Origin of the sequence: Mesorhizobium sp. M0408 (assembly GCF_040321495.1) — a bacterium.
Classification (GTDB): Bacteria; Pseudomonadota; Alphaproteobacteria; order Rhizobiales; family Rhizobiaceae; genus Mesorhizobium.
The window spans coordinates 111714-134188 of the sequence record NZ_JAMYRO010000011.1 but is presented as its reverse complement, the minus strand read 5'-3'; the positions used below and the strand labels follow the sequence as shown (position 1 = coordinate 134188).

Here is a 22475-nt window from a genome sequence, read left to right as displayed (position 1 = left end):
GATACAAGTCAAATCTTCCATATTCAGCTTCACTCTTTCGTGCAAAGCGTAACTTTGCCGTTTTTTCTGGTCAGACCAGCATCGACTGACGCCGCGGCAAGCAGCCATTACACAAACGGCAGCAGGTAAATAGAGTTCGATGCTTGACCCTGCCGGCGGCATTACAGCCTGGATGATCGGCGGATTCAGTAAAATCATAGGTTGCGAAGCGTTACTGTTGCTCGCGAGCCGTCGCCGGAGCGGTGCGCTGTGTCATTGAAATGGGGTAATGTATTTCCGTAGACCCAGCCATATCGGCCACTTGCCAAGCCGCGAAGGCAGTTGCATGAGATTGACCGGCACTGGCAGGGTCATCGCAGCGACGGCGAGAACCGCGGCAGTCCGAGAAGAAATATTCGTTATCCGCTCCTCCAGCCCGTCCTCTCGAGCCACCACGACAATAGATCATAGCCCTTGAACCCGCGCTGCTCGGCGTGTTCATTCGCCATTCAAGTAGCTTCCACAGCGAGACGCAATGACCAGAACCCCAGTGTTTCCGACCGCCACGCCGCCGCAGCCGGAGAAGCGGCCGATCTTCGACACGCATCACGGCATAACGCGGACGGACGATTATGGCTGGCTGAGGGCCGCCAATTGGCAAGAGATGTTCAGGGATCCGTCCCTGCTCGACGGCCAAATCCGCGCCCACCTCGAAGCCGAGAATGCTTACCAGGCGGCGCTGATGGCCGATACGGTCCAACTGCAGAAGCAGCTTTTCGCGGAAATGAAGGGACGCATCAAGGAAGACGATTCTTCCGTGCCGATGAAGGACGGACCTTACGCCTACGGCTCCTCCTTCAAGCTTGGCGGCCAGCAGCCGCGTTATTTCCGCACGGCGCGTGACGGCGGCGACAAGCAGATATTGCTCGACGGCGATGCCGAGGCCGAGGGCAAGCCCTATTTCCGCCTGGGCGGCGTCGATCATTCGGACGACCACAGCAAGCTGCTCTGGGCCTTCGACGACAAGGGTTCCGAATTCTACACGCTGCGCGTCCGCGATCTGGCCGGCGGCAACGATCTGGCGGACAGGGTCCCGGACACCGGCGGCGGCGGTGTGTGGGATGCCGGCAATGACGGTTTTTTCTACACCCGCCTCGACCCCAACCACCGTCCTTCCAAAGTGCTGTTCCATGCGCTTGGCGACGGTCCTGAAAACGACCGGCTGATCTACGAGGAGACCGATCCCGGCTTCTTCATGGATGTCGGCGGCACGCGCTCCAACGAGTGGATCATGATCGGCATCAACGACCATGAGACCTCGGAATACCGCATCATGAGCGCCGACGATCCGTTCGCAGAGCCGAAGCTGGTTGCGGCGCGCCAGACGGGCCTGCAGTACGAACTCGAGGAAGGCGGCGACATCTTCTTCATCCTCACCAATGCCGACGGCGCCAAGGACTTCAAGATCATGACGGCGCCGGCCCATGATCCGGTGCGCGCCAACTGGCAGGAACTGGTGCCGCACGAAGCGGGCCGGCTGATCCTTTCGGTGATCGGCTTCAAGGACCACATGGTCCGGCTCGAGCGCAAGGAAGGCCTGCCGCGCATCGTCGTGCGCGACCGCAAGAGCGGCGAGGAGCACCTGATCTCCTTCGACGAGGAAGCCTTCTCGCTCGGCCTGTCCGGCTCCTACGAATACGACACCGAGATCATGCGCTTTTCCTATTCGTCGATGACGACCCCGGCGCAGGTCTTCGATTACAACATGCGCACCCGCGAGCGGGTGCTGCTCAAGACCCAGGAAGTGCCGTCCGGCCACGACCCGGAGCACTACGTCACGCGCCGGCTGATGGCGCCTGCCGCCGACGGCGAACTGGTGCCGATCTCGCTCCTCCATCACCGCGACACACCGCTCGACGGGTCCGCCCCTTGCCTGCTTCACGGCTACGGATCTTACGGCATAGCCGTACCCGCCGCGTTCAACACCAATCTGTTTTCGCTGGTCGACCGCGGCTTTGTCTACGCGATAGCCCATGTTCGCGGCGGCAAGGACAAGGGCTATGGCTGGTACGACGACGGCAAGCGGGCGAACAAGATGAACACGTTCACCGATTTTGTCGCTGCCGCCCACCACCTTGTCGCCGAACGCTATACGCAGCATGACCGCATCGTTGCGCAAGGCGGTTCGGCCGGCGGCATGCTGATGGGCGCGGTCGCCAACATGGCGCCGCAATGCTTCGGCGGCATCGTCGCCGAGGTTCCCTTCGTCGACGTGCTCACCACCATGCTCGACGCCAGCTTGCCGCTGACGCCGCCGGAATGGCCGGAATGGGGCAATCCGATCGCGTCGGCGGAGGATTACCGGACCATCGCCGCCTACTCGCCCTACGACAATGTCGCCGCACTCGACTATCCGCCGATCCTGGCGCTGGCCGGCCTGACCGACCCGCGCGTCACTTATTGGGAGCCGGCCAAATGGGTGGCGCGGCTGCGCGACCGCAAGACAGGTGGGAATCCGGTGCTGTTCAAGATCAACCTGGATTCAGGCCATGCCGGCGCCTCCGGCCGGTTTTCAAGACTGGAGGAAATCGCCTTCACCTACGCCTTCGCGCTCAAGGTGACGGGCAAGGCCGAGCTTGCGGCGTGAGCATCGGCGGATGAGCGGTCATTGCCTTCCGTTCCGCGACGTGGCTTCATTGGCGGTGAGAGTTGCGGAGCCCACCAATGATCGATCTCGCCACGTTGATAGCTTATGTCGCGGTTGTGCTTGGCTTTGTCTTCATCCCGGGTCCCGCCACTCTTCTGACGGTGGCGCGGGCAACCAGTTCCGGAACCAGGGTGGGCATTGCGACCGGCGCCGGGATCGCGGCCGGCGACGTGGTTCACACCTTCATGGCGATCGTCGGCATTTCGGCGATAATTGCCACGTCGGCGGCGCTTTTCAACATCGTGAAGTACATCGGCGCAGCCTACCTCATTTATCTCGGCATTCGCGCGATCATCGAGAAAACGCCGGCCTATCCGGCCGCCGGCGCACTTGCGATCCCCGCTGCCAAAGCATTTCGGCAGGCTGTTTTGACCGAGGTTCTCAATCCCAAGACCGCGCTTTTCTTCCTCGCATTTCTTCCGCAGTTCGTGCGGCCTGAAACGGATCGGTGATGCTTCAACTGGCGATATTGGGCATCATCTTTGTTCTGTTGGGCCTCGTCAGCACGGTGGTTTTCGCCGTGGGTGCGGGCGGCCTCGGTGCATTCCTGCGCCGAAACCCGACGGTGCTGAGATGGCAAGGCAAGGCTGTCGGCGGTATCTATTGCGCCTTAGGCATCCGGCTGGCGCTGCAACAGCGCTAGGGTCTCGACAGGCGACGAGCCGTACGAGGCTTCGGATAATGGGCAGGCACAGCTGATTTTCCGCTCGCAATTGCAAAGGCCGCGCGCTACCCAGTGCGCGGCCTTTTCACAGCCGCGCCAACACACAATCACCCAGGGATCTGCCATGTTGCTCGTCGATGTCTATCTCGACAAATCGCCCATCCAGGGCATCGGCGTCTTTGCCAAGAACCACATTGCCCGCGGCACGCTGGTCTGGAAGCTCGACCCGAAATACGACCGGCGCATCGAGGTAGCGGCCTACGAGCGGGAAACCGGGCCGGTCAGAACCTATCTCGACCGCTACGCCTATCCGGACCGGCGCGACCCGAATTACATCGTCTTCGAAGCCGACGATGCGCGCTACATGAACCATGCCGACGACCCGAATTGCGACGTCTCGCAGCCGGAGGAGACCTATGCCTTGCGCGACATTGGGCCCGGCGAGGAAATGACCTGCGACTACAATCACTTCTTCGAAACCGGCTTCGACTTTCTCGGCGACCGCTGACGCAACGGCCGTCAGCTCGACGGCTTCTTGCGCGCCGGATAGCCGTTGGGGTGCGGCGGCACGGCTTTCAGGTAGGCGGCGATCGCCGCGCGGTCCTCCGGGGTCAGCACGGCCATGTTCCGCTGCACGTCGACCATTGCGCCGCCGACCGTATCGAAATCCGGCGTGAAGCCGGTTTCGAGATAGTTGGCGATGTCGGCCTCGGACCAGTCCGCGATGCCGCCCTCGCCCGACGTGATGTTCGGCACGATGCCGCTGCCTTCGGCGGCGGCCGCACCTGCCAGCCATTGGCTCTTCCTGGTGCCGCCGGCAAGATCCCGCGGCGTGTGGCATTCGCCGCAATGGCCGGGGCCTTCGACCAGATAGCGGCCTGTCAACACCGGATCCGGTGTGCCGTCGGGAAAGGAAACGACCGGCTGGTCACTCAAATAGAGCAGCTTCCACAAGCCAAGACCGCGTCGGACGTTGAAGGGAAATGCCAGCGAATTGGCGGGCGCCTTGCCGGCGACCGCGGGTAACGTCTTCAGGAATGCATAGAGATCGGCAATGTCGGCCGGCTTCATGCGCGCGTAGGAAGTATAGGGAAATGCCGGATAGAGATGCTCGCCCGACGGCGACACGCCCTTCAGCATGGCGTTGGCAAAGTCCTCGACCGACCAGGCGCCGATGCCGTCCCTGGTATCCTGCGATATGTTCGGCGGCACGAAGGTGCCGAATGGCGTCTTGAGTTCAAGGCCGCCCGCCAGCTGAAGACGGGCGTCGCCTTGCGAGCCAGGCTTGGCATGACAGGATGTGCAGCCGCCGGCGTAGAAGATGCGCTTGCCCCTGGCGGCGTCGCCAGGACCAAGCTCAGCCAGCGTTGCGGCATCGAGCCTGACCGGAGCCGACAGGAACCAGCCGGCAATCGCGGCCGCGCCGCCCACAACGAGGGCGGCGCCGACAAGTTTCTTCAGCAAGCGCATTGCCCGCTATCAGCCTTTTTTCACCCTGTAGTTTTGATGACAGTTGCCGCAGCCGCCGCCAATGGTGTTGAACTGCGCCTTCAACGCGTCGGCATCCGCAGGTGCTGCGGCGACCGCCGCCTTGACGTCGGCGAGGTACTTGCCTTCAGCCGTCTTGAAGCCGGCCATGTCCTGCCAGATTTTTGGGGACGCCGTCGTGTCGCTGGTGTCGCTGCCCGCCGGGAAAAGCGTGTCGACGCCGGCATGGAATTTCTCGGCATTGACCTGCAGTGCCTGCAACGCCGTCAGCACCGAAGCGGCGTCGTAGGGCGTCTCGCCCTTGACCACTTTCGACAATCCGGCGGCGATCTTGCCACGTTCCTTCATCAGGGCCTGCCGGTCGGCTACCGGGTCGGCAAATGCCGCCGAACCGGCGAAGGCGAGCATCGAGATGGCGAGGATAAGCTTTCTCATTCACTTGGCTCCATGTTGAAGGCAAATTCAGAATGCGGTCCCACCCCGATGACAAACGGCAAGGATGGCTTAAAAATTCCGACGCTTCGCCTCACGCTTGCGTGAAATTTTTGCAGCTGTCGTTCTGATGCAGAAAAAGAAAAGCCCCGGTTCTGCCGGGGCTTTCTGGAACGGATCAGGCCTTTTCGTAGAGTTCGAGCACATAGTCCCAGTTGATGAGACTGTCGACGAAGGCTTCGAGATATTTCGGCCGGGCGTTGCGATAATCGATGTAATAGGAATGTTCCCAGACATCGACGCCGAGGATCGGCGTCGCGCCATGGACGAGCGGGTTCTCGCCATTCGGCGTCTTCGAGATCGCCAGCTTGCCGTCCTTGACCGAGACCCAGGCCCAGCCCGAACCGAACTGGGTGGTGCCGGCGGCGATGAAGTCGGCCTTGAACTTGTCGTAGCCACCAAGATCGCTGTCGACCGCCTTTTGCAATGCGCCCGGCAGCTTGTTGCCACCGCCGCCCTTCTTCATCCATTTCCAGAAATGGATGTGATTGTAGTGCTGGGCGGCATTGTTGAAGAGGCCCGCATTCTTGCCGAAGGACTGTTTGACGGCCTCTTCGACCGACAAATCGCCCATGCCCGCCTCGGCGGCCAGCTTGTTGCCGTTATCGACATAGGCCTTGTGGTGCTTGTCGTGGTGATATTCCAGCGTTTCCTTGGACATGTAAGGCTGCAAAGCCTCGTAATCATAGGGCAAGGCGGGCAATTCAAAAGCCATCGGTCGTACTCCCTCGTGGAAAAATCCGGTGTCGATACCGGACTAACATAGGACTGGATTGGTCTGGAACAACTCCGGAAACGAAGCGCCGGCCGCTTTTTAGCGGGTCAGCCGGGCGAAGTCGAATGCGCCCATTCCCAATAGAGTTCGCGCGCCTTCTTGGCCACCGGTCCCGGCTGCAGATTGCGATCCTCGATACGGGTGACCGGCACGACTTTCGAGTGGTTTCCGGTCGAGAAGATTTCGTCCGCCTCCAGGAAATCGCGGATCGACAGCGTCTTTTCCGTCGTCGTGAAACCGTATTCGCCTAGCAGGGCCATGGTGCGCGCGCGGGTAATGCCGGACAGGAAGGTGCCGTTCGGCGCCGGCGTCAGGACATGGCCGTCCTTGACCAGGAAAATATTCGAGGTGCCGGTCTCGGCGACATTGCCCAGCATGTCGAGCACGAGCGCATTGTCGAAGCCGCGCATCTTGGCTTCGAGGATGGCACGGCCGTTGTTGGGATAAAGGCAGCCGGCCTTGGCGTTGGTCGGCATGGTCTCGATGGTCGGGCGCCGGAACGGCGACACCGTCACCGAAAACCCCGCCGGCGAGATCATCGGCGATTCGTAGAGGCAAAGGCAGAAACGCGTCGAGGCCGGGTCGGCCGGCACGCCCATATAGCCGCCATGCTCGGCCCAATACATCGGCCTGATATAGACCGCCGTCTTGCCGTCGAACTTCTTCAGCCCGTCCCAGGTCAGGCCGACGATCCTGTCGGTGCTCATCGTCGGTTTCAGACCGAGCGCGATCGCCGAGGCATTTACCCGCGCTGCATGGCGATCGAGATCGGGAGCGACGCCCTCGAACCAGCGAGCGCCGTCGAACACGCTGGTGCCGAGCCACATGGCGTGGCTGCGCGGCCCTAGAATGGCAACATTGCCCTCGTACCAGTCGCCGTCGACGAAGGTCCATGTCGCGGATTGCGCCGCTGTCGCCAATGTCATTGCCAGGTTCCGTTCGATGCTTGTTGCGGCGCATTGGAAGATGCTTTGGCGGCCGCCGTCAACCGGCATGGCTGAGATTTGTTGAGGCCAGCGGGCTGGCGGACTGCAATCAGCGCTTGCGCCTTGCCTTATGCGGCCTCAAAACTGTCGAATGCAGTTCGCGGCTTACGTTTTCGACGCCTATGGCACGCTGTTCGACGTGCATGCGGCCGTGCGCCGTCACGCCGACCAGATCGGGCCGGACGGCCAGTTGCTGTCCGATATCTGGCGCGCCAAGCAGCTGGAATATTCCTGGGTCAGGACGCTGATGGGGGCCTATGCCGATTTCTGGCAGCTCACCGAGCAGGCCCTCGACTTCGCCCTGCGCAAGGTTCCATCCGCCGATGCCGGGCTGAGGGCGAAGCTGCTCGAGGCCTATTGGCGGCTGGACTGCTATCCGGAGGTACCGGCCGTGCTCAAGGCGCTCAAGGCATCGGGGGCAAGGCTGGCGATCCTGTCCAACGGTTCGCCTGAGATGCTGCAAGCGGCCGTCAAGTCCGCCGCGCTCGACCAGGTCCTGGACGACGTCTTTTCCGTCGACAGCGTCAGGCGCTTCAAGACCGATCCGTCGGTCTACGACATGGTCACCACGGGCTGGCGCCTCTATCCGGGCGCTGTCTCTTTCCAGTCATCCAACCGCTGGGACGTCGCCGGCGCCACCAAATTCGGCTTCAGGACAGTGTGGATCAACCGCGCCAATCAGCCTGAGGAATACCGGGATTTTCCACCGGCCCTGATCCTGCCGTCCCTTGAAGGTCTGGTCGCCGGGGGGTGACACCGGAAATGTTGCGTCGGCGCAACAGTGACGATCCGGTCACAGCTTTGCCTTTGTTTGTCCACCCTGCGGCCAGAATTGGAACCGCCTATCGCGCCGGGCATTGCTCGGGCAACCGCGCGCAACAGGACGCATTTATGCTTTGTTGCGATTTGAGACTTAAAAAAGGCAATCATGTTCACACCCCCATCGTCCTCTTTTCGCCTGAGCCGTCGCGGTTTTCTCAACGCAGCAGCCCTTGGCGCCGCCTCGGTCGCGGTCTCCAGTTGCACCACGCTGTCGCAACAACCGGTCGAGCCACCGCCGCCGACCTATGTCGAGCCGGCGCTCGGCGACTATGTGACGATGTATGGGCCGATGTCGGATGGCGGCTTCGAGCTGCCGGCCATACCGGCCGACAAGATCGACCCGCAGTTCCTGCGCCAGATCGTTGACGATCCGACCGGGCAGCAGCCGGGCACCATCGTCGTCGACACCACCAATCACTTCCTCTACCTGGTGCGCCCGGGCGGCCAGGCGATCCGCTACGGTGTCGGCCTCGGCCGCGCCGGCTTCGAATGGTCGGGCGATGCGGTGGTCCAATGGAAGCAGAAATGGCCGAAATGGACGCCGCCGGACGACATGATCGCCCGGCAGCCGGAGTTGAAGCCGTACAGCGCCGACAATGGCGGCATGCCCGGTGGGCTCAAGAACCCGCTTGGCGCGCGGGCGCTTTATCTCTTCCAGGGCAACCAGGACACGCTCTACCGCTTGCACGGTTCGCCGGAATGGCGGTCGATCGGCAAGTCGGTGTCGTCGGGCTGTGTGCGCCTGATGAACCAGGACATCATCGATCTCTATGATCGTGTGCCGAACAAGACCCCGGTCGTGGTGACGGCCGACATCGGTCAGCCGATGGTGGCGACAGCAAACCGCAAAGCCATTCCGATCGACGCCGGCGTGCCGGAAGGATCGATCCTGCTCGGCCCGATAAAAGCGGTGACCAACTCGATCTTTTGAGCTGGCGGAAGCACTGGGGCAGGATTGCTCCGGCTCCTGCTGGTTTTGCCGGATGTCGGGTTGCCCGTGCCGGTGCCCGCCTTTAGGTGCGGTGCTTACGCCGAGCAGCGGATTTTGCCGCGCTCTGTGCAGACGCCACCAGTGACAGCTCATGACCCGAAGCAGACTCTCGCAAACCGAGCCGTGCACGACAGCTTTGCGCCTCATTGTCGCCTTCAGGATGCCGGTTGCCAATCCCGAAACCAGTCATTCCTCCGGAAAGGCTGTGGGGCGGCCAACCGGGCATCGGCAACTGGCACTAAGCTGTCTTCCCACCGTCGGGGAGAGGTCGGCTCATGGCCAGAGCAGAGATCGCCAAATCGAAGTCGGAGATTGCCCCGATCATCGCCTTCAACTCTTTTCTGCCGATCGTCGTCTTAAACATGTGCCCTTAGTAAGGTCACCGCCCAGGGATCCAGCCAGCACGGTGTGGCGCAATTGGCCAGTGGGGAAGGCCCTGTGTTGTTTGCTGGCCGAACGGGTGCGCAATTGACAGGCAGTTCTCCGGAAATCTAACAGCGGCTTCCACTTGTTGCTGATGTTCGTGCCGTCGAATGGCGGTAAATGGTTGTGAGCCGCCGATCCATCTGACAAGGCATGTTCGTTCTTCCATTTGGACATTGTGACCGCAAAATCAGCCAAATCGAATCGCTCTGCGCGCAATTCCAGCGTCCAACCTTCGCTATTCTTGCCCACACATTGCTCCAGAGAGGATCCGCCCAGGACGAAGGTCATTCGTGGATTCGCGCGTCTTGCGTTTCACCGGCAATCCTGTGGCTGCCCGTCAAGAACTCACCGACAGAAAGTTAGCGCAGTTCGAGCAAATCAGACTGTCACGCTTTCTATTTAAGCGACAGCAGACCAGCGGCACCAAATTAAACGTGTATATCTTATACATTGGCATTGCGTCGCGGGATGTAAATTGATTCATCAATTACAGAGAAATGAATACTGAGTGATTTTTTTGGGGGGTGACCGGATATGAATTTCCTGTCGTATAAGCCTGGCCACGATGGTGCCATCGCCTTTCTTCAGGACTTCCGCCTGGTGTTCTCCATTGAGGCAGAGAAGGACTCCAACTACAGATATTCCGCGATTTCAGTAGCCGATGTACTGGACGCCATCGGCGAGCTCGGCGTCATTCCAGACGTCATCTGCATGGGCGGGTGGTGGCCGCGTGATCATCACGAGTATTTACACGGCTCCCACAGAAACGGTGGGTATCGAGGCGTCTCGAGCAACAGTGCCATCATGGATAAGGGCAGGCTTCTGCGTGGTAGGGCCGACTACTTTTCCTCCTCCCACGAGAGGTCGCACATACTCTGCGCGTTCGGCATGTCGCCTTTGCCCAAGGGGACCGCCTGCTACGCACTAGTGTGGGAAGGAGAGATGGGTACGTTCTACGATATCGACTCCGAGCTCAATATCACGCTAATCGCCGATGTACTGACCCAGCCGGGAAATCGATATGGACTGCTCGACGGCCTAGCTGACCCTACGTTCCCCAAGGACGGGCCGTACCCCCGCGCCTCGGACGCGGGAAAGCTGATGGCCCTCGCTTCGTTCTCGAAGCGTATTGCCCCCACCGAGGCAGAGAGGGACCTGCTCCGCTTCATGCTGAATGGTCCCTATCGAAAGCTCAGCGACTACCATCGCATCGCTCAGGCGCCGCATCTCGACGCGGGCCTGGGTGATCCCGAATTCCGCAACTTCGCGGGGATCTACAGCGATGCGATCTTCGATGTTTTCCAGCAGTTCGCGAGGAAAAATCTGGAGAAAGGGCGACCGCTGGTCATAGCGGGCGGTTGCGGTCTCAACTGCGACTGGAACACCAAGTGGAAGGAGACAGGCCTCTTTTCTGAGATATTCGTCCCTCCGGTTGCGAACGATTCGGGGTCCGCTATCGGCACGGCCATCGATGCGCAGTTCCGCCATACCGGCAATCCGAAGATCGACTGGAACGTCTACTCGGGCCTGAGCTTTCGCACGGAAAGCGCAGTCGATTTTAGCAAATACGATGTGTACGAGAAGAATCACGACACGGTCGCCCACATGCTAGCCAATGACGTCATCCTGGGCTGGGCGCACGGCAGATACGAAATCGGCCCCCGCGCGCTAGGCAACAGATCCATCCTCGCTGCTCCGTTTGGTAATGAGACAAGAGTGCGACTAAACGAGATCAAGGAGCGCGAACAGTTCCGCCCAATCGCCCCCGTTTGCCTTCGGAATGATGCCAAGAGGTGGTTCGGATGCGATCACGAGAGCCCGCACATGCTGTATACGTATCACGCGACTACAGAGGAACTCCGGGCCGTCACACACGTGAATGGAACCGCTCGCCTCCAGACGGTCACCCCCGACACTAACAACGACCTCTATAACCTCCTTGTCGCGTTTAAGGCTCGCACTGGCTACGGAGTCTTGTGCAACACGTCTCTCAACTTCAAGGGCAAGGGCTTCATAAACAATATGACCGATCTCGATGCATATGCTCATGAGCATGGTCTTGACGGGTTCGTCGTCGAGGGACGAGCACATCTTCTCAAGAGTTCCCCGCGATACCAGGCGTACCTGAACGCGGCAAAGCCCCAAGTCGCAGATCGCTTACCAGCTTAGCGCAGGAACTCGGGCAACTTTGCGCGGCGGTAGGCACGCGCGGAAGGCCTCAGTTCTCGAACCAACTTCAGGGACCATGACAGACATAAATCCATATCCACCCGGCTTCGAAGAACGCGAGGACCTTCGATCCGCTTTCATCCGCGAGATCACCTTGCAGCAGCTAGAAGTCTCGACGAGAGCAGTCGAGGACCTCAACGTGGAGTCGGCCTCGATTCCAAGAAGGCTGGTCAGATACTGGCACGATCCGACCAACCTGCCGGAGGACGTCCGCGCCTGCCTCGAAAGTTGGGATCGCCTCGCCGACGAGGGCTTCGAGTTCCACATGTTCGACGACGCCAGCGCGGCAGCCTACATCGCGAATACCTATGGTAAACGGGAGCGCGAAGCGTTCGACCGCTGCAGCCATCCGGCGATGCGCTGCGACTATCTGCGCATGTGTTTTGTGCTCGCGGAAGGCGGCCTTTACGTCGATGCGGATGACGTGCTGCTCGGGGATGGCTGGAGACACATCTTTCGGGACGGCAAGCTCAAGATGCAGCCACTGTGTTACGACATCACGGCTAGCGGAATGATGCCAAGTGCCGAGATCTGGCGACCGGATCTGCCCACGGACGGCCGCATCTTTTACGTCAATAATGACCCGATCGCTGCACCGGCCAATCATCCAGTCCTGCGATGCGCGCTTTTCCGAGCGACTGAAAAGCTGCTCAGCGAAGATCGCTTTCCCGAAATCCAGTCCACGACAGGGCCCGGCAACCTTACTGCCGCGCTGGCAGTCCACGCGCACCAACTGCAGTTGGCCGGTCTTCCGTTCGATTTTGAGCTACTGCGCGATTGGGAGTTAGTCGCAGAAATGCGCTGGGACCTGTCCTACAGGGGTGATACCCGTAACTGGCGCAACGTGTACGGCTGCTAAGACCCGATGCGCAGCGAGTCCGTGCAGTGAATCTCCAGAAAACCTTTGGTCGGGTCCAGAGGCTCGCGTTCCGCGCGTCACGCGTCATGCTCGGCCTGATCCATGGCGGTCGGATCTCGGCGTTCGGTACGGGCACGGGGAAGATCGGGATGGTCCTGATCGTGAATTTGGACCGGCAACCGCAGCGGCTGCGGCGGACGCTACGCGAGCTGAGCCGCTTCAGAACCTCTGACGGCACGTCTCTGACCTCTCTGGCGCGGCGGCTGACGGCAGTAGATGCTCGCGACGGCCGTGCCGTAGCAGCAACGGCTGATGTCGACCAGACCTACCTTCTTGGCGATCAGCTCTACGTTCAACCAGATGGGAGGCTGGAGGAGTGCTTTGGCGTCAAGGAGCCGATCAGGATGACACGGCAAGAAGTAGCCGTCGCCAGATCGCACATTGAGGCATGGAAAGCCATCGTCGCAGGCCCCTGCGATAATGTTCTGGTGCTTGAGGACGATGTCTGGTTCAGGCGCGGGGCCGCTGCGGCGATCGACCTGGGATGGCGCGCAGCAGGTAGGCGTTGTGCGGGCGAGAGAGGTCCGCGTCTGCTCTATCTCTCCTACGAAGACGCCGGTGGGACGGCCGCACGTGTCGACATCTGCGACGCCCTGTTTCGCCCGAAGCGCGGACTCTGGTTTCTGTCAGGCTACGTCCTGTCTCGAGAAGGTGCGGAGGCTCTGCTGCGCTCGATGCCGGTCATCGGCCCTGTCGACATGTGGATCAACTATCGTTTCGATGAGCTTGGCGCGCTGGCACTGTCCTCGCCAGCAATCCTGCAACGTCCGGATGGAGGGTCGGACAACTGCTATTCCGTCCTACCTTACCTCGCACGAGCTGGAATCGTTGATGCAAATGCCGTCCATATGCCACGCCGAACCGCCGTTGGCACTGTATTGGCATGGACCGCCGGTCGCGACCGGGAAGGTTTGGCCATGGCGTTGTCGATGCTCGGTCTTCGTGTGCGGGCTTTCGATGGTGATGAGGACACGATTCGAGAGAATGAGCTGCCAGCTCTCCTCGAGACATTCGACGCCCTCGTCGACGCTCCGCTGTCGGCGGGCGCGATCTCTGCTGCAATCGGACGGACGGGCGCTAAGTTCGTGTTCGAAGCGGATGCCTGTCTCGGCTGCGGGATCGAACTAGATCGCTTGCCCTCCGCCAGAACTGCGGTCTTGCCAAACTACGAGTCGGGCTATGCTTCATGGCAACCGCTTTGCGCCCTGCTATGTCTCGCTGTGCCGATCCAGGCTTTTCCCATCGGTCCCCCGCGGGAATGGAGGGTCTTCCGCGACGACCGTGCGGCAGCATCGCGCCTCGAGAATAGTGCCGCGCCTTGGGCCGGCCCGATGGATGACTCGCCTTGGATCCTTCTTCCAGGAAGCGGCTGGCCTTCGCCACCACCGCCGGACCGAGCCGTGCAGTCCAACAGCACGCGCCTCGTCCGGGCTACGATGAGGACCCCGACACCGCTGCTCCCAAGACGCGTGGAGACGTTCCCAGGAAATCTAGCCGCGTTTGCCCGAGAGGGTCTGGTGCACGATGCACGCGGGACACACCTCGTCCTTAGCAAGACGGCGATCGGAGATAGACCGTATCGCTCCGGCGCCTTTGCCTCCGCGCGCACTTTCGGGCACGGAAGGTTCGAGGCGGAGATAAGGGCCGCCCGAGGTTCAGGTCTCGTCACAGGCTTCTTCCTTCACCGGGACGCACCTCGGCAGGAGATCGACGTCGAGCTGACCGGCGATGATCCGTACGGCATGCTGGTCAATGTCTATTTCAATCCTGGAGACGATAGAGCGGCGATAGGTTTCGGCTATCGGGGTTCGCCCTACCGTATCGAGCTCGGGTTCGACGCCTCCTTAGACTTCCATCTTTACGCGATCGACTGGCGACCAGGTTTCATCTCTTGGTGGGTAGATGGCAGAGTCGTCCACGAACGTGTAGGATGGGATCCTACACCAATTCCGCATCTTCCAATGCGTCTGCACGCCAACCTGTGGGTTCCTCGTTCGGAGGAACTCGCCGGACGGATCGATGAAAGTGCCCTACCTTCGACGGCAACCTTCAGGAACGTATCGATTTGGACGTGAACACTCGCGGAAAATGTGCAGTCGGCGGATGAATTAAGGGCAGCTTATCATATACTCTGAACCGAAACCTGCCGGTCCGCTTCCGGCCCAAACTGGACCAGCCATAACGGCTTCCTCGGAAGCGGAACGGCCGCTTTCGGCGAACAGCGCGAAAAGCAGTCGCTCATGGGCTTATGCTGAAACAGAATTGCCCAATTCTGTTTCATTTGGTCTAGTGCCATCGTGAAGCTGATGGTGCGCAGCTTCTACAAAAACTGGGAGAGAAAGAATGTTGCCGTGCTGAAGCGTATACTTACCGGGTTTATCATCGTTGTCATGTTGGCCGATGCGACGATGGCAGGGCCATTCGAGGATGGCGTTGCTGCTGATAAGCATGGCGACTATGCCGAGGCCGCAAAGTTGTATCGTCTGGCAGCCGATCAAGGCCATGCTCAAGCACAATACAACCTCGGTCACATGGCCGGCAACGGCCAAGGCGTCCCGCAGAATTATGCGGAGGCGATGAAGTGGTTTCGTCTGGCCGCCGACCAAGGGATTTGAAGGCTATTAGCAGCTTAGGTTTCATGTACGCCAACGGCCAAGGTGTCTCGCAGGACTATGCCGAGGCGATGAAGTGGTTTCGTTTGGCCGCCGACCAAGGGAATTTAAAGGCTATTAGCAGCTTAGGTTTCATGTACGCCAACGGCCAAGGCGTCTCGCAGGACTATGCCGAGGCAATGAAGTGGTTTCGTTTGGCCGCCGACCAAAGGGATTTGAAGGCCCGTGACGTCTTAGGCTTCATGTACGTCAACGGCCAAGGCGTCCCGCAGAACTATGCCGAGGGGGCAAAGTGGTATGGGCTGGCAGCCCAAGAGGGTTTTGCCGACTCCCAGAACAACCTGGGCGTCTTGTACACCAATGGCCAAGGCGTCCCGCAAGACTACGTGGTTGCACACATGTGGTTCAACCTAGCGGCGGCGCAGGGCTACGAGGTGGCGGTTCAGAACAGGGATTGGGCCGCCAGCAAGATGACTCCCGACCAGATCGCAGAAGCACAGCGCCTGGCGCGAGCTTGGAAACCAACGAACGGATAAGCCTCATCATTTACGCAAAAGGCAACGTCTAGGTTGAAACAGATTGGTAGTATTCTGTTTCACAGATCGAACGTCCGCTTTAAGAGCGATGACGGTGACGATACGAGCGTGCGTGATGGGTCGGCAGCGGAATGTCGGTTTTCTGGCCTATTCATCCGGGAATCGGACAGTCCGCTCTCGGCCCAAACGTCTGAGTAGTGGTTCGGCAATGACCGCCCTTTCCGCATAGCCGCCGTCCTCTGTCCACCATATCTGGCTGCCGGCGCTTGATGCCAGGACAGAATTTGCCCACACCGACGCCCGCCCTTCGGTGCGATGCCCCTCACCGCCCCCTGGACAAGCTCCCCAAAATCCCGCGGACGATGGCTCGTCCGACCGACGAACCGACCGAGCGCACGACTGATTTGATCGCCGCCTCCGCCACCGTCTGACGGTTGGAGGGGCGCGGCGCGCGGCGGCCGCCGGTCGGCTGGGGGTCGTCATTGCCGAAGCCGGGAATGGTCCAGCGCGAACGGCCGCTCTCCTGCTGCTGGGATTGCGCCTCCTGGGCGTCCTTGGCCTTTTTCTGCAGGATCTCGAAGGCCGATTCGCGATCGACGGTCTGGTCGTACTGTCCCGCAACCGGGCTCTCATTGATCAGCTTGCGGCGCTCGTCGGGCGTGATCGGGCCAAGGCGCGACGATGGCGGGCGGATCAGCGTCCGCTGCACCATGGACGGCACGCCCTTGGCTTCCAGCGTCGAGACCAGCGCCTCGCCGGTGCCGAGCTGCGTGATAACGGTTGCGCAGTCGAAATCGGGATTGGGTCTGAACGTCTCGGCCGCCGTCTTGACGGCCTTCTGTTCGCGCGGCGTATAGGCACGAAGTGCGTGCTGCACCCGGTTGCCGAGCTGGGCCAGCACCGTTTCAGGGATATCCAGCGGATTTTGCGTGACGAAATAAACGCCGACGCCTTTCGAGCGGATCAGCCGGACCACCTGCTCGACGCGGTCGACCAACACCTTCGGGGCGTCGTCGAACAGAAGGTGCGCCTCGTCGAAGAAGAAGACCAGCTTCGGCTTGTCCGGGTCGCCGACCTCGGGCAGTTCCTCGAACAGTTCCGACATCAGCCACAGAAGGAACGTCGCATAGAGCCGCGGATTCATCATCAGCTTGTCGGCGGCGAGCACGCTGATGGCGCCGCGTCCATCGCGCGTGGTGCGCATGATGTCGGCGATCCGCAATGCCGGCTCGCCGAAGAAATTGGCAGCGCCCTGCTGCTCCAGGACCAGCAGCGTGCGCTGGATGGCGCCGACCGAAGGTTTCGTAACATTGCCGTAGCGGGCGCCGATCTCTTGGGCGCGGTCGGCGATATTGGCCAGCAGTGACTGCAGGTCCTTCAAATCGAGCAGCAGAAGGCCTTCCTCGTCGGCGATGCGGAAGGCGATGTTCATGATGCCTTCCTGCGCCTCGGAAAGGTTCATCAACCGCGACAGAAGCAGCGGCCCCATCTCCGAGATGGTGGCGCGGATCGGGTGGCCCTGCTCGCCGAACAGATCCCAGAAGATGACCGGGAATTCCTGGAATTCGTAAGGATCGAGCTTGACCTGCTCGGCCCGCTTCACCAGAAAATCCTGCGCTGTGCCCATCATGGCGATACCCGACAGGTCGCCCTTGATGTCGGCGCAGAATACCGGCACGCCGGCATTGGAGAAACCCTCGGCCAAAATCTGCAGGGTCACCGTCTTGCCGGTGCCGGTCGCGCCGGTGACCAGGCCGTGACGATTGCCATATTGCAGCAAAAGCTGTTCGGGCCGCTGATAGCTGTCGTCCGGCTTGCGGCTGGCCCCTATGAAGATACTGGTATCGTCGGCCATGTGTCCGGTCTCCGCAAACCTATAGGGTTGAATGCCCTGATCCCTTGAAGAAAAGGGAGCCCCGCCGCAGGTATAGTGAGGCCATTGCGCAGCGACAATGGGCGTTGTCGAAAATGGCTTTTGGAGCTTGCAGAACCTGCCCATGTTTGGCAATCGGTTGACGGTCACCATCACGGAAGGCGCGTTGCACGGCATGTGTGCTGCATTGTGATATCGGGCCGGGGACCGTAGACTGACATAGTCGGCCGCTGCGGCCGCTAGAACGAGGAGAACCGATGGGCGCCGGTGCCTTGACCCAGGATGCCGAACTTCCAAACGTCGACCGGCAACGATGGCTGGCGCTGGCGGAGAAGGCGCTGGCCGGCGGGTCCTTCGAGGAAAAGCTCGTCTCGCATACGGACGACGCCATCCGCATCGAGCCGCTCTACGAGCGTTCGGTAACCGCCGAGCCTGTCGTGCGCGCCAACCCGGGATCACCGTGGATCGTCAGCCAGCGCATCGACGATCCGGACATAGGCCGCGCCAGTGCGCAGGCGCTGGAAGACGTCGCGCAGGGTGCCACCGGACTGTCGCTTGTCTTCGAGGGTGCGCCGAACGCCTTCGGCTATGGCTTGCCGAGGACGGCGGAGGCGCTGGAGGGCGTGCTCGACGGCGTGCCGCTCAACCGCATCCAGATCCGCATCGACGCCCATCCCTGGAGCCGTGCCGTGGCCGACTGGCTGGTGGCGTTTTTGACCAAGCGCCGCTCCGACCCGGCAAAGCTCAACCTCTCCTTCGGCATCGATCCGGCGGCGATCTTTGCCGGGACCGGCAGGCTGCGCATGTCGATCGAGGCTTTACAGGCTTCGATGCCGCAATCGCTGGCGCATTTCTTTTCGATGGGTGTGCCCGGCGTGCTGCTGGAGGCCGACGGGCGGGTATTCCACAATGCCGGCGCCACCGAGGCGCAGGAGCTTGGCACCATGCTCGCCTCGGCCGTCTCCTATTTGAGGCTGTTCGAGAAGGCGCGCCAGCCGCTCGTCTACGCGGCGCCGCATATCGGTTTTGCGCTCAGCGTCGATCAGGACCAGTTCGTTTCGACGGCCAAGGTCAGGGCGTTGCGCAGGCTGTGGGCGCGTGTCCAGGAGGCCTGCTCGATACCGCCCTCCACCGCCAGCATCCATGCCGAAACCTCCTTCCGGATGATGACGGCGGCCGACCCGGAAACCAACATCCTGCGCACCACCATCGCCGCTTTCGCGGCTGCCGCCGGCGGCGCGGATTCGATCGCCATCCTGCCGCACACGATCGCGCACGGCCTACCCGCGGATTTTGCTCGCCGCGTTGCCCGCAACGCGCAACTGATCATGGCCAATGAAAGCCACATCGACCACGTCGCCGATCCGGTTTGCGGTTCGGGCGCCGTCGAAGCGCTGACTGCGGAGCTCTGCGCGGCGGCCTGGCAGGAGTTCCAGCAGATCGAGGCGGAAGGCGGCGTGCTGACCAGCCTTGAGCAAGGCCACATCCAGAGGCGCGTCCAGGCAGCTTCCGCCCGCCGCAACACAGCCTACCAGGCGGGCGAACGGGCGATCGTCGGCACGACGCTGCACCCGTCGAAGACCGAGCGTCCGGTCGAGACGCTGGCGGCGGAGCGGCGGCCTGCCTTCACCGAAGGCGTTGCGGTGTGCGAGCCGCTATTTCCGATCCGCATCGATCAGTCGATCGGAGCCGTGCCATGATCCCGGATTTCAGCCAGATCGCCTGGTCGCCGCCACGGCGGGCGCCGGTCGAGATCAAAGGCCAGCGGATGACGCCGGAAGGCATCGCCGTCAAGCATCTCTACAACCAGGGCGATCTCAAGGGCTTGCCGCACCTCGATACCTATCCAGGCCTGCCGCCTTTCGTGCGCGGCCCCTATCCGACGATGTATGTCCAGCAACCCTGGACGATCCGGCAATATGCCGGCTTCTCGACTGCCGAAGAGTCCAACGCCTTCTACCGTCGCAACCTTGCCGCCGGCCAGAAGGGCCTGTCGGTCGCCTTCGACCTCGCCACGCATCGCGGCTACGACAGCGACCATCCGCGCGTAGCCGGCGATGTCGGCATGGCCGGCGTCGCCATCGATTCCATTCTCGACATGCGCCAGTTGTTCGACGGCATCCCGCTTAACGAGATGACGGTATCGATGACGATGAACGGCGCGGTGCTGCCGATCATGGCGCTCTATATCGTCGCGGCGGAGGAACAGGACGTTGCGCAGAAGGACCTCACCGGGACCATTCAGAACGACATCCTGAAAGAGTTCATGGTGCGCAACACCTACATCTATCCGCCAAAACCTTCGATGCGGATCGTGTCGGACATTTTTTCCTACACGTCGAAGCACATGCCGAAGTTCAATTCGATCTCGATCTCCGGCTACCACATGCAGGAGGCGGGAGCGACGGCGGACCTCGAGCTCGCCTACACGATTGCCGACGGTATCGAATATGCGCGCGCCGGCGTCGCGGCCGGCCTCGACATCGACCGTTTCGCGCCGCGCCTTTCCTTCTTCTGGGCGATCGGCATGAATTTCTTCATGGAAGTCGCCAAGCTGAGAGCAGCGCGCCTTTTGTGGGCCAGCCTGATGCTGAAGAACTTTTCGCCGAAAGACGAGCGCTCGCTGTCGCTGCGCACCCATTGCCAGACTTCGGGCTGGTCGCTGACGGCGCAGGATCCCTACAACAACATCATCCGCACCATGATCGAGGCGATGGCCGCCACTCAAGGCCACACGCAGTCGCTGCACACCAATTCCTTCGACGAGGCAATGGCGCTGCCGACCGACCATTCGGCCCGCATCGCCCGCAACACACAGCTCATCCTGCAGAAGGAATCCGGCACGACGCGCATTATCGACCCGTGGGGTGGCTCCGCCTATGTCGAACGGCTGACACATGATCTTGCGGCGCGCGCGCTTGCGCATATCGAGGAGGTCGAGAGCCTCGGCGGCATGGCCGCAGCGATCGAAAAGGGCCTACCGAAGCTGCGCATCGAAGAGGCTGCCGCGCGCACCCAGGCGCGCATCGATTCCGGCGAACAGATCGTGGTCGGTGTCAATGCCCAGCGTCCCGCCACGGACATCGAAGTCGACGTGCTGAAGATCGACAATGCCGAAGTCAGGGCGCGGCAATTGTCGAAGCTGCAGCGGCTGAAAGGTACGCGTGACGTCGCCGCCGTCGAGAGCGCGCTCGATGCGCTTACCCGTGCTGCCGGGAGTAACGGAAACCTGCTGGAATTCGCCATCCGGGCCGCACGCGCCAACGCCACGGTCGGCGAGATTTCGCTGGCGCTGGAAAAGGTTTTCGGCCGCCATGTCGCCTCGGTGCAGACGATCTCCGGCGTCTATCGCAACGCGCTCGGCGACAATCCGGTGGTCGACCGGCTGCAGGACAAGATCGTCGCGTTCGAGGAGAAGTCCGGCGGCAAGCCACGCATTCTGGTCGCCAAGATGGGGCAAGACGGCCATGATCGCGGCCAGAAAGTGATCGCCACCGCCTTTGCCGACCTAGGCTTCGACGTCACCGTCGGGCCGATGTTCCAGACTCCGGACGAGATCGCCAGGCTGGCGGTCGAGCATGACGTGCACATCGTCGGCGCCTCGTCGCTGGCAGCAGGCCATTTGACGCTCATTCCCGAACTCAGGCTTGCACTGAAGAAGTTGGGCCGCGACGACATGCTGATCGTCGCCGGCGGCGTCATCCCGCCGCAGGATTACGACTCAGTCCGGCAGGCAGGCGCCACTGAAATCTTCCCGCCCGGCACGGTCATCCCGGAAGCGGCGGAGCGGCTGATGGACCGGCTGCTGCAGGCCGGCTGACGCTTTGTTATAATGTCTGTTGTAACAAGAAACGCGCTGAGTTATAATCAGTGTTGCAACAGGATGCCTCACCATGAAAACGACCATTCGCAAGATCGGCAATTCCGAAGGCGTGATCCTGCCGAGGGAGCTTCTCGATCGTCTGAACCTGAAGGCCGGCGACCAGCTTCAAATCGTTGAAACAGGTGACGGTTTTGCGCTGAGGCCGGTGGACGACAGCTTCGAGCGGCAAATGAAAGCTGCCCGCGAGGTCATGGACAAATACAAGGTCGCGCTTCAGAAGCTCGCCGAATGAGCTGGGAGTTTCTGACGAGGCGTGCAGTCGAAGCCATGCACGCGGAGCAGTTGCGCCGACACGGCGGAGCACAAGGCTTGAGGGATGAAAATGCCCTCGAATCGGCGCTCGCTCGCGCCGAAAACAAGGCCAACTACGGAGACCCGTCGGTTGAGGAACTCGCAGCCGCCTATGTCTTCTGCATTGCCAGAAATCATGCCTTTGTCGACGGCAACAAACGCACCGCCATTGTCGCGGCCGGCGCATTTCTGATTGTGAATGGTTATGCCCTGTCGGCCAATGACGGCATGCTTTACGAATTCGTCATGGGCGTCGCCGCCGGCGAAATCGACGAGGCCGGCGCCGCGGCGTTCTTCCGCGATCATGTCGTTAAGCTCGAAGACTAACTGTCGGAGAGCTTGACGATTTCCCATTCCTTGCCATTGACCACGGCAACTTCGCCGACCTTCTTGCCGAACAGCGCCATCGCCATCGGCGACATATGGGAAATTGTCCCCTTAGCGGGATTGGCTTCGTCCTCGCCGACGATCTTCCAATGCACCTTCTTGCCGTCGTGGCTTTCCAGGGTGACGCCCATGCCGAAGCGAACCATGTCGCTGCCCGGTTCCGGCACGGAGAGCTCGGCGCTTTCCCGCCTTGCCGTCCAATAGCGAAGATCGCGCGAAACCAGCGCGATGCGCTCGCGGTCGGCCCTCTTCTCGGCTCTGCCCAGTTCGTCGCGCAGAGCGGCCACCTCGGCATCGATCAGCGCCATGCCGCGTTCCGTGACCAGATTGCGGTGATGGCTGATCGGCCGCTCGCCGATGCCGGCAATGGCGTTTTCGCTGTCTTCCTCGCGGGTGAAGGCCCTGCTCATCTGAC

Annotated in this window: 20 protein-coding genes and 1 pseudogene; 14 read left to right on the top strand and 7 right to left on the bottom strand. The window is 61.3% G+C overall.

Annotated features, from left to right (window positions below):
* The first annotated feature begins 514 nt into the window (after positions 1 to 514).
* The 3 genes and pseudogenes from NKI67_RS15320 (at position 515) to NKI67_RS15310 (ending at position 3858) form a co-directional block, all read left to right on the top strand.
* Positions 515 to 2626, top strand: a complete 2112-nt coding sequence (locus tag NKI67_RS15320; protein ID WP_352645805.1) for a S9 family peptidase — start codon at positions 515 to 517, stop codon at positions 2624 to 2626.
* 77 nt (positions 2627 to 2703) lie between these two features.
* Positions 2704 to 3329: pseudogene (locus tag NKI67_RS15315) on the top strand (LysE family translocator).
* A 145-nt stretch (positions 3330 to 3474) separates the two neighbouring features.
* Positions 3475 to 3858 carry an SET domain-containing protein gene (locus NKI67_RS15310; RefSeq protein WP_023677847.1) on the top strand — a complete coding sequence of 128 codons (384 nt, stop codon included), beginning with the start codon at positions 3475 to 3477 and terminating at the stop codon, positions 3856 to 3858.
* A gap of 11 nt (positions 3859 to 3869) precedes the next feature.
* Here the strand turns inward: NKI67_RS15310 and NKI67_RS15305 are convergent, their stop codons facing one another.
* From NKI67_RS15305 to NKI67_RS15290, 4 genes are all read right to left on the bottom strand, one after another.
* Complete coding sequence (locus tag NKI67_RS15305) at positions 3870 to 4820, bottom strand: cytochrome c (protein WP_352645803.1); 951 nt, start codon at positions 4818 to 4820, stop codon at positions 3870 to 3872.
* Between the two features lie 9 nt (positions 4821 to 4829).
* Positions 4830 to 5273 carry a c-type cytochrome gene (locus NKI67_RS15300; RefSeq protein ID WP_352566539.1) on the bottom strand — a complete coding sequence of 148 codons (444 nt, stop codon included), beginning with the start codon at positions 5271 to 5273 and terminating at the stop codon, positions 4830 to 4832.
* Between the two features lie 175 nt (positions 5274 to 5448).
* Positions 5449 to 6045, bottom strand: a complete 597-nt coding sequence (locus tag NKI67_RS15295) for a superoxide dismutase (protein ID WP_023677850.1) — start codon at positions 6043 to 6045, stop codon at positions 5449 to 5451.
* Positions 6046 to 6152: 107 nt separating this feature from the next.
* The gene (locus tag NKI67_RS15290) at positions 6153 to 7031 is read right to left on the bottom strand and encodes a branched-chain amino acid aminotransferase (protein ID WP_352470990.1); all 879 of its coding nucleotides are present in this window, start codon (positions 7029 to 7031) and stop codon (positions 6153 to 6155) included.
* Between the two features lie 151 nt (positions 7032 to 7182).
* On the opposite strand from NKI67_RS15290, the gene NKI67_RS15285 reads away from it, so the two are divergent.
* The gene (locus NKI67_RS15285; RefSeq protein ID WP_023677852.1) at positions 7183 to 7845 is read left to right on the top strand and encodes a haloacid dehalogenase type II; all 663 of its coding nucleotides are present in this window, start codon (positions 7183 to 7185) and stop codon (positions 7843 to 7845) included.
* Between the two features lie 174 nt (positions 7846 to 8019).
* A complete protein-coding gene (locus tag NKI67_RS15280; RefSeq protein WP_352566537.1) occupies positions 8020 to 8844 on the top strand; it encodes a L,D-transpeptidase in 825 nt (274 codons plus the stop codon).
* A gap of 390 nt (positions 8845 to 9234) precedes the next feature.
* On the opposite strand, the gene NKI67_RS15275 is transcribed toward NKI67_RS15280, so the two are convergent.
* Entirely contained in the window at positions 9235 to 9618 is a 384-nt protein-coding gene (locus NKI67_RS15275; protein ID WP_352566535.1) for a hypothetical protein, read from the bottom strand.
* Between the two features lie 246 nt (positions 9619 to 9864).
* Between NKI67_RS15275 and NKI67_RS15270 the strand changes: the two genes are divergently transcribed.
* The 5 genes from NKI67_RS15270 to NKI67_RS15250 all read left to right on the top strand — a co-directional run bounded on the left by NKI67_RS15270 (position 9865) and on the right by NKI67_RS15250 (position 15626).
* Entirely contained in the window at positions 9865 to 11499 is a 1635-nt protein-coding gene (locus NKI67_RS15270) for a carbamoyltransferase C-terminal domain-containing protein (RefSeq protein ID WP_352645800.1), read from the top strand.
* A 76-nt stretch (positions 11500 to 11575) separates the two neighbouring features.
* The gene (locus NKI67_RS15265; RefSeq protein ID WP_352566531.1) at positions 11576 to 12418 is read left to right on the top strand and encodes a glycosyltransferase family 32 protein; all 843 of its coding nucleotides are present in this window, start codon (positions 11576 to 11578) and stop codon (positions 12416 to 12418) included.
* A 26-nt stretch (positions 12419 to 12444) separates the two neighbouring features.
* Positions 12445 to 14553: a family 16 glycosylhydrolase gene (locus NKI67_RS15260; protein WP_352566529.1), complete on the top strand. Its 2109-nt coding sequence runs from the start codon at positions 12445 to 12447 to the stop codon at positions 14551 to 14553.
* A 231-nt stretch (positions 14554 to 14784) separates the two neighbouring features.
* Positions 14785 to 15093: a tetratricopeptide repeat protein gene (locus NKI67_RS15255; protein WP_352645851.1), complete on the top strand. Its 309-nt coding sequence runs from the start codon at positions 14785 to 14787 to the stop codon at positions 15091 to 15093.
* The gene (locus NKI67_RS15250) at positions 15060 to 15626 is read left to right on the top strand and encodes a tetratricopeptide repeat protein (protein ID WP_352645798.1); all 567 of its coding nucleotides are present in this window, start codon (positions 15060 to 15062) and stop codon (positions 15624 to 15626) included. The genes NKI67_RS15255 and NKI67_RS15250 overlap by 34 nt, the downstream gene beginning before the upstream one ends.
* Before the next feature lie 322 nt (positions 15627 to 15948).
* On the opposite strand, the gene NKI67_RS15245 is transcribed toward NKI67_RS15250, so the two are convergent.
* Positions 15949 to 17481, bottom strand: a complete 1533-nt coding sequence (locus NKI67_RS15245) for a helicase HerA-like C-terminal domain-containing protein (RefSeq protein WP_352566527.1) — start codon at positions 17479 to 17481, stop codon at positions 15949 to 15951.
* Positions 17482 to 17756: 275 nt separating this feature from the next.
* On the opposite strand from NKI67_RS15245, the gene NKI67_RS15240 reads away from it, so the two are divergent.
* The 4 genes from NKI67_RS15240 to NKI67_RS15225 all read left to right on the top strand — a co-directional run bounded on the left by NKI67_RS15240 (position 17757) and on the right by NKI67_RS15225 (position 22000).
* A complete protein-coding gene (locus tag NKI67_RS15240; RefSeq protein WP_023679334.1) occupies positions 17757 to 19199 on the top strand; it encodes a methylmalonyl-CoA mutase subunit beta in 1443 nt (480 codons plus the stop codon).
* Entirely contained in the window at positions 19196 to 21319 is a 2124-nt protein-coding gene (scpA, locus tag NKI67_RS15235) for a methylmalonyl-CoA mutase (protein ID WP_352566525.1), read from the top strand. The genes NKI67_RS15240 and scpA overlap by 4 nt, the downstream gene beginning before the upstream one ends.
* A gap of 73 nt (positions 21320 to 21392) precedes the next feature.
* On the top strand, positions 21393 to 21614 hold the full coding sequence (locus NKI67_RS15230) for an AbrB/MazE/SpoVT family DNA-binding domain-containing protein (RefSeq protein WP_352645795.1): 222 nt from the start codon (positions 21393 to 21395) through the stop codon (positions 21612 to 21614).
* Complete coding sequence (locus NKI67_RS15225; RefSeq protein WP_352645793.1) at positions 21611 to 22000, top strand: type II toxin-antitoxin system death-on-curing family toxin; 390 nt, start codon at positions 21611 to 21613, stop codon at positions 21998 to 22000. The genes NKI67_RS15230 and NKI67_RS15225 overlap by 4 nt, the downstream gene beginning before the upstream one ends.
* Here the strand turns inward: NKI67_RS15225 and NKI67_RS15220 are convergent.
* The gene (locus tag NKI67_RS15220; RefSeq protein WP_352490814.1) at positions 21997 to 22470 is read right to left on the bottom strand and encodes a GreA/GreB family elongation factor; all 474 of its coding nucleotides are present in this window, start codon (positions 22468 to 22470) and stop codon (positions 21997 to 21999) included. The two genes, NKI67_RS15225 and NKI67_RS15220, sit on opposite strands and share 4 nt — an antisense overlap.
* Between the last annotated feature and the right edge of the window lie 5 nt (positions 22471 to 22475).

What these genes read in the sequence shown, in the direction of transcription:
- NKI67_RS15320 (WP_352645805.1), top strand. Translation starts at nt 515, where the DNA reads ATGACCAGAACCCCAGTGTTTCCGACCGCCACGCCGCCGCAGCCGGAG.
- NKI67_RS15310 (WP_023677847.1), top strand. Translation starts at nt 3,475, where the DNA reads ATGTTGCTCGTCGATGTCTATCTCGACAAATCGCCCATCCAGGGCATC.
- NKI67_RS15305 (WP_352645803.1), bottom strand. Translation starts at nt 4,820, where the DNA reads ATGCGCTTGCTGAAGAAACTTGTCGGCGCCGCCCTCGTTGTGGGCGGC.
- NKI67_RS15300 (WP_352566539.1), bottom strand. Translation starts at nt 5,273, where the DNA reads ATGAGAAAGCTTATCCTCGCCATCTCGATGCTCGCCTTCGCCGGTTCG.
- NKI67_RS15295 (WP_023677850.1), bottom strand. Translation starts at nt 6,045, where the DNA reads ATGGCTTTTGAATTGCCCGCCTTGCCCTATGATTACGAGGCTTTGCAG.
- NKI67_RS15290 (WP_352470990.1), bottom strand. Translation starts at nt 7,031, where the DNA reads ATGACATTGGCGACAGCGGCGCAATCCGCGACATGGACCTTCGTCGAC.
- NKI67_RS15285 (WP_023677852.1), top strand. Translation starts at nt 7,183, where the DNA reads ATGCAGTTCGCGGCTTACGTTTTCGACGCCTATGGCACGCTGTTCGAC.
- NKI67_RS15280 (WP_352566537.1), top strand. Translation starts at nt 8,020, where the DNA reads ATGTTCACACCCCCATCGTCCTCTTTTCGCCTGAGCCGTCGCGGTTTT.
- NKI67_RS15275 (WP_352566535.1), bottom strand. Translation starts at nt 9,618, where the DNA reads ATGACCTTCGTCCTGGGCGGATCCTCTCTGGAGCAATGTGTGGGCAAG.
- NKI67_RS15270 (WP_352645800.1), top strand. Translation starts at nt 9,865, where the DNA reads ATGAATTTCCTGTCGTATAAGCCTGGCCACGATGGTGCCATCGCCTTT.
- NKI67_RS15265 (WP_352566531.1), top strand. Translation starts at nt 11,576, where the DNA reads ATGACAGACATAAATCCATATCCACCCGGCTTCGAAGAACGCGAGGAC.
- NKI67_RS15255 (WP_352645851.1), top strand. Translation starts at nt 14,785, where the DNA reads ATGGTGCGCAGCTTCTACAAAAACTGGGAGAGAAAGAATGTTGCCGTG.
- NKI67_RS15245 (WP_352566527.1), bottom strand. Translation starts at nt 17,481, where the DNA reads ATGGCCGACGATACCAGTATCTTCATAGGGGCCAGCCGCAAGCCGGAC.
- NKI67_RS15240 (WP_023679334.1), top strand. Translation starts at nt 17,757, where the DNA reads ATGGGCGCCGGTGCCTTGACCCAGGATGCCGAACTTCCAAACGTCGAC.
- scpA (WP_352566525.1), top strand. Translation starts at nt 19,196, where the DNA reads ATGATCCCGGATTTCAGCCAGATCGCCTGGTCGCCGCCACGGCGGGCG.
- NKI67_RS15230 (WP_352645795.1), top strand. Translation starts at nt 21,393, where the DNA reads ATGAAAACGACCATTCGCAAGATCGGCAATTCCGAAGGCGTGATCCTG.
- NKI67_RS15225 (WP_352645793.1), top strand. Translation starts at nt 21,611, where the DNA reads ATGAGCTGGGAGTTTCTGACGAGGCGTGCAGTCGAAGCCATGCACGCG.
- NKI67_RS15220 (WP_352490814.1), bottom strand. Translation starts at nt 22,470, where the DNA reads ATGAGCAGGGCCTTCACCCGCGAGGAAGACAGCGAAAACGCCATTGCC.